Origin of the sequence: Bacteroides sp. RTP31139st1_H2_RTP31139_211217, assembly GCF_040227615.1 — a bacterium.
Taxonomy (GTDB): Bacteria; Bacteroidota; Bacteroidia; order Bacteroidales; family Bacteroidaceae; genus Bacteroides; species Bacteroides uniformis.
Genome location: NZ_JBCNZM010000008.1, coordinates 1 through 8,277, shown reverse-complemented (window position 1 = coordinate 8,277; position 8,277 = coordinate 1). Strand labels below are relative to the sequence as shown.

Sequence of the window (8,277 nt, the reverse complement as noted above, 5' to 3'; positions counted from 1 at the left end):
ACCCAGATACGACCATCGTTACGCAGAGATTCGGACATCAAAGTCAGCTTAGACTGCTTGTCGCCGTGAACCGGGATACAAGTGGGGTGAATCTGTACGTAAGCAGGGTTGGCAAACCAGGCACCTTTACGGTAGCAAGCCATTGCTGCAGAGCAGTTACATGCCATTGCATTGGTAGAAAGGAAGTAGGCATTGCCGTAACCACCGGTAGCGATTACCACAGCGTGGGCGGCAAAACGTTCCAATTTACCGGTAACGAGGTTCTTTGCAATGATACCGCGGGCACGTCCGTCAATGAGGACAACGTCTTCCATTTCGTAGCGGGTATACAGTTTCACAGTGCCTACGTTCACCTGGCGGCTCAATGCAGAGTATGCACCCAGCAACAGCTGCTGTCCGGTCTGACCCTTGGCATAGAAAGTACGGGATACCTGAGCACCACCGAAAGAACGGTTGTCCAGTGTACCGCCGTATTCGCGGGCGAAAGGAACACCTTGTGCAACGCATTGGTCGATAATATTGTTGGATACTTCAGCCAGACGGTAAACGTTAGCTTCGCGGGCACGGTAGTCGCCACCCTTTACTGTATCGTAGAACAGACGGTATACAGAGTCACCGTCGTTTTGGTAATTCTTAGCAGCATTGATACCACCTTGTGCAGCGATGGAGTGTGCACGGCGCGGAGAGTCCTGGATGCAGAAGTTGAATACTCTGAAACCCATTTCGCCCAGAGAGGCGGCAGCACTGGCACCGGCAAGTCCGGTTCCTACTACGATGATGTCCAGACGACGCTTGTTGGCAGGGTTCACTAATTTTTGGTGAGCTTTATAATTGGTCCATTTCTCAGCCACCGGTCCTTCCGGTATTTTAGAATCTATCTTAGTCATAATGCAATTTACAATTTAGTCATTTACAATTTGAATTTAGCAAGCGCCGCACAATGATTTTGCAAAGAATACGACAACTACCAGAGCGAAGCAGAGGACAACGATAGTAGAATAGATGTTGGAGATACATTTCCAACGGTTAATCCATACTTTGTTGTTCCAGCCCAAAGACTGCATGGAGCTCCAGAAACCGTGAGTGAGGTGGAACCACAATGCGCCCAGCCAAACGAGGTAAAGCACTACGAATACCGGATTGCTGAAGGTGTTTTGAATGTGATAGACACCGTTGGCTGCATATGCCAGCGTGAGGGTGTCGGCATGCATGCCCATGTTGTGCATCAACTCGGGAAGCTGCATTTTAGCCCAGAAGTTTACCAGGTGCAGGCCCAAACCCACGATTACGATGATACCCAGTACGAGCATGTTCTGAGAAGCCCATTCCACAGTCTTGGGCTTTTCCGTAACGGCATAACGTTCGCTACCACGTGCCTTACGGTTCTGCATAGTCAGCCAGAAAGCGTAGATGATGTGGATGATGAATAAGGCAGCCAGACCTACCGTAGCCACCAATGCGTACCAGTTTGCTCCCAGGAACTCACAAACCATGTTGTAGCCATTAGCCGAGACTAATGCAACCAGGTTCATCGCCATGTGAAATGTCAGAAACAGGACAAGGGCGATACCGGTAACGCTCATCACCACTTTCCTTCCTACAGATGAATTACTTAACCACATAAATGATTGAATTTAAGTTATTTAATAGTTTGAAAATTTGTTCTATCAGGATACTTCTGTAAATGTTTCGCAAAAATAGGAGAAATCCAGCGATAAAGCAAGCGATTAAAGAAATAATTCCGTAATCCGGCAGAATGCGAAGTTTACGGACAAGTAAAAGGTTTACTCGTCCTCCTGGTCTTTGCCTTGCTCTTTGCAGATAATGGAAATCTTTTCTCCGTTTGCTGAACGTTTTCTCAGGGCGCGGGGCGTGTCTCCGAAAGAGTCTTTGCAGAAGTGGGCAAAGTGGGATAGGGAATCAAAGCCATAGCGGGCGCTGATGACTGAAATGCGTTGTTTGGTGTATTGCAGGTCGTTCAGAATTCCTTCACGTTTCTTGTCCAGAATCCATTCATAGACCGGGACCCCATACATATTTTTAAACAGACGGCGGAATGTGGTGGTGGTATATCCACCGAGGTGGGCAAACTCTTCCACATTCTTCACCTTGTCGTAGTTCTGCATGACGAAATATTGGAAGCTTTCCGTATAAGTGCTGATGGGGTAGAAGAATGTACTGATTTGGTGTAGCGGATAGTAGCATGTCAATATGTATACCAATTCCTGGCATTTCATTTCAATGTATTTGCTGCACGCATAGGGTTGCTCGTTGAGGTAGCAGGCAAGGCTTTTCAGGAGCCCTTCGAGCATGGAAATCGCGCTAAGCGGGGTATAAGTCAAGGGGGCTTCCGAGCGTTTCAGTATCTCCTTGTAGCGCTCTTCGCAAATCAGAGGAAGCTCGGTGAACCAATAGACAATATATTCCACTTCGGTCAAAGCCAGGAGTTCTACTTTGGAGCCGATGGCTTGCAAGATGAGCTGGCGGCTTTGGAGAGTGGTGCCCGGATATTCGTCACTGTTTACAAGTAATTCACCTTTCAGCATAAATATCATGCAGTTCTGTGTGCACTTTTCAGCAGAGAAATGTTGTCCCTTGGGGTAGTGGCGGTAAACCAATACTCCTTCTGATTTTTGGGGACATACCATACAATCAATCTGTCGGTTGCAGCAAGTTTCCAGTCTCATGAAATGATTAGCGAATTATTATAAATGTGGCAACAAAGATAGAATTTTTTTGTGAAAACTCTATCTATTTGTCCTATCTTTGCGTCAAACTAATATAAAGGACTTATGAAAAAGGCTATTTTTTTTGTATATTTTATCTGCCTTGTTGTATCCGGTCTTTCGGCACAGAATTGGGATATTAACACTTTGCACCGGGTTAACAGTTGGGATGGCAAGTTTGTCCGTAACTATAATAAGATAATTTCACGTTCGGAGCCCTATGTTGCTGTCGGTGTTCCGGTGGCGATGGCGGTTGCCGCTTGGATAAAACATGATAAGGGTTTGCTGAAAGATGCGGTCTACGTAGGTACAAGTGTAGCGGGGGCTTTTGTTGTGACTTATGGAATGAAATATCTGGTGGACCGTGAGCGTCCTTATGATAAATATCCCGACAGAGTGCATGCATATAGCCATGAAGGCAGCCCGTCTTTTCCTTCCGGACATACGGCGACGGCTTTTGCCCTTGCCACCTCGCTCAGTGTAAAGTATCCTAAATGGTATGTGATAGCTCCGTCTGCCCTGTGGGCTTGTTCCGTGGGAGTTTCCCGTATGAACGAGGGAGTGCATTATCCGTCGGATGTGTTGGCGGGGGCTGCAATCGGTGCTGGATGTGCTGTGGTCAACATCTACGTCAACAAGTGGCTGAATAAGTGGCTGTTCGGAGAATGATTTTAGGCGCGAATTACGCGGAATACGCGGAGTTAGATAAACTAAATCCGCATAATCCGCGCCTAAGTTTGTTTCAAGTCGGCTATTGGATAATAGTGCTGTAGATGCCTTCGTTCAACACTTTTAGAGCTTGCTGCACGCTCTGGTTCGTGCTGTTCATCACCTGGAAGTATTCGTTCATGTCCCATAGGTCACGGGCTATCAAGGCTTTAAGTTGTGTCTTGATGAGCGGTAGGGATTGGTTGTACTGTTTCTCGTCAAACTTGATTTTCTCTTTGTCGGCAAGCGTACGTATTTCGGCAAGGAAGTTATCGTCTATCTCGAACTTCTCGTTGAAGGCTTCGAATTTCTTGTATTTGTTCTGCAACTCCTTCCGGTGCTTCTCGATGTAGCCGGTAGTGGCTTTGATAACCACGCCTTTGGCTACGAGGTTGCGGTGATAGTCTGTGTACTGGGTAGTGTCGATGGGGACGAAGAAGTCGGGCATGATACCTCCACCTCCGTAAACGGTACGTCCCATACGCTTGGTCTGTGCTTTCAGGGAGTCGGCAAAATGGATACTGTCCGCATGAATCATTTCTCCATGATTGAAGCGGTCTATCAGTTCCTGGTTATACTTATCCTGACTGTTCTCGCCGGTTAGGCGGCCGTCGAGGTTGGCGGTGCTGTCGTAAGGCTTCTGGATACAACGGCCCGAAGGAGTATAGTAGCGGGCGATAGTGAGGCGAATCATGGAACCGTCCGGCAGGTCGATAGGACGCTGTACTAATCCCTTGCCGAAGGTGCGGCGTCCTACTACCACGCCTCTGTCCCAGTCCTGGATGGCTCCGGTCACGATTTCACTGGCAGAAGCGGAGTACTCGTCCACCAATATGATGAGACGGCCGTTCTTGAAGTTGCCCGTACCTTTGGCAAAGAAATCACTGCGGCGTGCGGCCCTTCCTTCGGTGTAGACGATGAGTTCTTTTTGCTTCAGAAATTCGTTGGCAAGGTCGATGGCGGCATTCAGATACCCTCCTCCATTTCCTTGCAGGTCGAGGATGAGGTCTTTCATTCCTTTCTTTTGCAGGCTTTTCAGGGCTTCTGCAAACTCTTCGGCGGTGGTTGCCCCGAAGCGGTTGATACGGATATAGCCGGTTTTGGGTTGTATCATGTAAGATGCGTCCAGGCTGAGGATGGGAATTTTGTCACGCTTCACGGTGAAGTACAGCTGGTCGTCCACGCCACGGCGCACGATGGTGAGTTTCACTTCCGAGTCTTTCGGTCCGCGCAGGCGGCTCATAATATCTTCCGTGCTCATTTTTACTCCGGCAATGGCGCTGTCATTGACGGCTACGATACGGTCGCCGGCAAGGATGCCCACCTTCTCGGAAGGTCCGTTGCTCACGGGTTGTATCACAAGCAGGGTATCTTCTATCATCTGAAACTGTACGCCGATGCCCTCGAAATTGCCTTGCAACGGCTCGTTCATCTTCTTCACTTCTTCGGCGTTGTTGTAGGTGGAGTGCGGGTCGAGTTGTGCCAGCATCTTGATGATGGCTTCTTCCACCAGCTTGTCTTCATCCACCTTGTCCACATAAAGGTTGGTGATGGCAAACTCTGCCATTTGCAGTTTGCGCAGGGCTTCATTGTTCGGCTTTTGCGCTTGCGCCGTCACCGCGCATATACATATTATAATAGTAAATAGTTTTTTCATCATTTCCATTTTAATCCCTAATCCTTTATCCTTAATCCCTAATCTCCATTCCCTCCGGTATGAACATGCTTATGTCCTTGCCGTATTGCAGCAGTTCGCGCACGGTGGTGGAACTGACGCAGGTAAGTTCTGGCTCGGTGAAGAGCAGGATGGTTTCTATGCCGGTCAGTTTGCGGTTGATGTCGGCAATGGTTTCCTCGTATTCGAAATCCTTCACGGTGCGTATGCCGCGTATTATCAGACTGGCATCTACCTGCCGGGCAAAGTCGATAGTCAGGCAGTCATAGGACTGCACAATGATGCGCGGCTCGTTCCGGTAGTAGTCTCGTATCATTTGTTCGCGCTTTTCCAAGGGGAAATACGTATTCTTATTTTCATTGATGCCGATGCCTATGACGATTTCGTCTATAAAAGTCAGTGCACGGCTCACTACCGAAGAGTGTCCGATAGTAAACGGGTCGAATGTTCCCGGAAAGATAGCTCTTCTCATGATGCCAAATCTTCTTCTATAACCAAGTTGTTGATAATAAAGTTTTGTCGTTCCATGGTATTCTTACCCATGTAGAATTCCAGCAGTTCTTTTACGAGGTCTGTCTTGCGCAGGGACACTTGTTCCAGACGCATATCCTTGCCGATAAAATGCTTGAACTCGTCGGGCGAGATTTCTCCCAGACCTTTGAATCGGGTGATTTCGGGGTTGGGACCCAGTTCTTCAATGGCTTTCACACGTTCCTCCTCTGTGTAGCAATAACTTGTCTTCTTTTTGTTGCGCACGCGGAAGAGAGGGGTTTGCAGGATATATACATGCCCTTTCTTTATCAGGTCGGGGAAGAACTGCAGGAAGAAGGTGATAATCAGCAGGCGGATGTGCATGCCGTCCACATCGGCATCGGTGGCTACGATGACTTTGTTGTAACGCAGTGTCTCTATGCCGTCTTCTATATTCAAGGCTGCCTGTAGCAGGTTGAATTCTTCGTTTTCATAAACTACTTTCTTGGTGAGTCCGTAGGAATTTAGTGGTTTACCACGAAGGCTGAATACTGCTTGGGTATTCACGTCGCGGCTCTTGGTGATGGAACCGCTGGCGGAGTCTCCCTCGGTAATGAAGATGCAGGATTCGGTTTCCTGGTCTTTGCCTTTACCGTCACTCAAGTGGTAGCGGCAGTCGCGCAGCTTGCGGTTGTGCAGGTTGGCTTTCTTGGCGCGTTCGCGGGCCAGCTTGGTGACGCCGGCAATGGCTTTGCGCTCTTTCTCGGAGTCTTGTATCTTTTGCAACATCACTTCGGCCACAAGCGGGTTCTTGTGGAGGTAGTTGTCTACTTCCGTCTTGATGAAGTCTCCTACGTATTTGTTCACTGTGGGGCCGGCGGGCTTGTGTTCCTGCGGCGCGGCAGGCCACATGTTGTTGCTGCCCAGTTTCGTTTTGGTCTGGCTCTCGAACATGGGTTCCTCCACGTCGATGGCGATGGCGGCTACCAGTCCGTTGCGGATGTCGGCATATTCCTGGTTCTTGTTGTAGAACTCCTTGATGGTACGGGCAATGTGTTCCTTCAAGGCAGTCTGGTGTGTACCGCCTTGGGTGGTGTGCTGCCCGTTGACAAAGGAGTAGTACTCTTCGCCGTATTGGTTGGTGTGAGTGAAGGCTATCTCGATGTCCTCTCCTTTCAGGTGGATGATGTCGTAAAGTCCTTCGCTGGTCATGTTGTCTTTCAGCAAGTCCTCCAGTCCGTGGCGGGAGACGATGCGCTGGCCGTTGTAAATGAAGGTGAGGCCCGTATTCAGGTAGGTGTAGTTGCGCAGCAGGGTTTCTACGAACTGGTTCTGGAAGGAGTAGTTCAGAAAGAGTGTGGCGTCCGGTTCGAAGAAGATATAGGTTCCGCTTTCTTCTGTCGAGTCTTCGGTCACATCACTCAACAGCGTTCCTTTCTCGAAGATGGCGGTACGTACTTTGCCGTCGCGGTAGCTGCGTACCTCGAAACGGCTACTCAGCGCATTGACCGCCTTGATGCCCACACCGTTCAGTCCGACGCTTTTCTTGAAGGCTTTTGAGTCGTATTTACCTCCGGTATTCAGCTTGCTGACCGCCTCTACGAGTTTTCCTTGCGGAATGCCTCGTCCATAGTCGCGTACGCTGACACGCAGACTGTCTTCTATAGTCACTTCTATACGCTTTCCGGCACCCATCTTGAACTCGTCGATGCTGTTGTCCATTACTTCTTTCAGTAGGACGTAGATACCGTCGTCGCTTTGTGAACCGTCGCCCAGGCGGCCTATGTACATACCAGAACGGACACGGATATGCTCCATGTCGTCCAGGTGGCGGATGTTGTCGTCGGTATATTCTACAGACGGTTCGCTGAATGGCAGGCCGTCATTGGTATTTTGTTCTTCTTCCATCTCCCTTTTTTTAGTTTCTTGCAAATATATAGCTTATATATGATATATACAAGGGGGTATTTTGTTTATTGAAAGTTCACATACCTTCATATAGTCTGCTCCCTGCCAACTCTCTGTTATCTCCGTATCCAAGCGGAGGGAGCGGGTAGGGAGCAGGTAGGGAGCAGGCAAAGGGAAAGAAGAAACTCATTTTATTGTGGTATGCTCGGGCATCAGGTACATGTCCGGCAAGTCCTTGCTGAAAAGAGTCAATTCATTGTTATAGAACTTCATGAAGTCGGCTTCACTGGCGTGTCCTTTGAAGACGGAGAAATAGTGCATGTCCTGTTCATTTCCACCTACAAACTTGTTGCGCCACATTACAATCATGCTCACTTTGTGACCGGTGGCCGGAGTCAGGATTTGTTTGCTCCAGTAGTCTTTGGCTGTGAAACCTTCCACGCCGGTTTCCGTTACTCCACAAGGTTTCCGTTTCTTTTGGGACAAGTCGGAAATGGCTTTCAGATTATAGGAAAAAGTAGTAGGATTCAGCCCGTGGTAACAATCCATACCGATGAAGTCCACATAGTCGTCGCCCGGCCAGCGGAAGAGAAAGTCATCTTCGCTCTTCACGGTGTCCATTTGTGGGGAGATGGCGTAGATGAACTGGTGTATGCCTTTCGTGTCGCGCAGGTAGTTTACCGTAAACTTCCAAAGGGCGATGAATTCGGTGGCTGTAGTACAACCAGCTCCCCACCACGACCATGTTTGCGTATGTTCGTGGAAAGGACGGAAGATGATAGGGATGGG

At 48.9% G+C, this 8,277-nt stretch carries 8 protein-coding genes; 1 reads left to right on the top strand and 7 read right to left on the bottom strand.

Annotated features, from left to right (window positions below):
* From ABUA47_RS02175 to ABUA47_RS02165, 3 genes are all read right to left on the bottom strand, one after another.
* On the bottom strand, positions 1–887 hold an 887-nt coding region (locus tag ABUA47_RS02175), incomplete at its 3' end, for an FAD-binding protein (RefSeq protein ID WP_349831406.1).
* Between the two features lie 36 nt (positions 888–923).
* Positions 924–1,622, bottom strand: a complete 699-nt coding sequence (locus ABUA47_RS02170; protein WP_005830923.1) for a succinate dehydrogenase/fumarate reductase cytochrome b subunit — start codon at positions 1,620–1,622, stop codon at positions 924–926.
* A gap of 162 nt (positions 1,623–1,784) precedes the next feature.
* A complete protein-coding gene (locus ABUA47_RS02165; RefSeq protein ID WP_035447326.1) occupies positions 1,785–2,687 on the bottom strand; it encodes a helix-turn-helix domain-containing protein in 903 nt (300 codons plus the stop codon).
* A gap of 105 nt (positions 2,688–2,792) precedes the next feature.
* On the opposite strand from ABUA47_RS02165, the gene ABUA47_RS02160 reads away from it, so the two are divergent.
* Positions 2,793–3,395, top strand: a complete 603-nt coding sequence (locus ABUA47_RS02160) for a phosphatase PAP2 family protein (protein WP_005830921.1) — start codon at positions 2,793–2,795, stop codon at positions 3,393–3,395.
* Positions 3,396–3,477: 82 nt separating this feature from the next.
* Here ABUA47_RS02160 and ABUA47_RS02155 read toward each other — a convergent pair whose 3' ends face one another.
* The 4 genes from ABUA47_RS02155 to ABUA47_RS02140 form a co-directional block, all read right to left on the bottom strand.
* Positions 3,478–5,091 (bottom strand): S41 family peptidase, encoded by a 1,614-nt coding sequence (locus ABUA47_RS02155; RefSeq protein WP_034529349.1) that lies wholly within the window; start codon positions 5,089–5,091, stop codon positions 3,478–3,480.
* Positions 5,092–5,122: 31 nt separating this feature from the next.
* Complete coding sequence (gene coaD, locus ABUA47_RS02150; protein WP_005830918.1) at positions 5,123–5,581, bottom strand: pantetheine-phosphate adenylyltransferase; 459 nt, start codon at positions 5,579–5,581, stop codon at positions 5,123–5,125.
* Positions 5,578–7,488 (bottom strand): DNA topoisomerase IV subunit B, encoded by a 1,911-nt coding sequence (locus tag ABUA47_RS02145; RefSeq protein WP_349824387.1) that lies wholly within the window; start codon positions 7,486–7,488, stop codon positions 5,578–5,580. The genes coaD and ABUA47_RS02145 overlap by 4 nt, the downstream gene beginning before the upstream one ends.
* 186 nt (positions 7,489–7,674) lie before the next feature.
* Positions 7,675–8,277: glycoside hydrolase family 26 protein (locus tag ABUA47_RS02140; RefSeq protein WP_349831404.1), on the bottom strand; the 603-nt coding region annotated here is incomplete at its 5' end.

Bases quoted from the DNA above. Each gene is read 5' to 3' on its own strand.
- ABUA47_RS02170 (WP_005830923.1), bottom strand. From the start codon at position 1,622: ATGTGGTTAAGTAATTCATCTGTAGGAAGGAAAGTGGTGATGAGCGTT.
- ABUA47_RS02165 (WP_035447326.1), bottom strand. From the start codon at position 2,687: ATGAGACTGGAAACTTGCTGCAACCGACAGATTGATTGTATGGTATGT.
- ABUA47_RS02160 (WP_005830921.1), top strand. From the start codon at position 2,793: ATGAAAAAGGCTATTTTTTTTGTATATTTTATCTGCCTTGTTGTATCC.
- ABUA47_RS02155 (WP_034529349.1), bottom strand. From the start codon at position 5,091: ATGAAAAAACTATTTACTATTATAATATGTATATGCGCGGTGACGGCG.
- coaD (WP_005830918.1), bottom strand. From the start codon at position 5,581: ATGAGAAGAGCTATCTTTCCGGGAACATTCGACCCGTTTACTATCGGA.
- ABUA47_RS02145 (WP_349824387.1), bottom strand. From the start codon at position 7,488: ATGGAAGAAGAACAAAATACCAATGACGGCCTGCCATTCAGCGAACCG.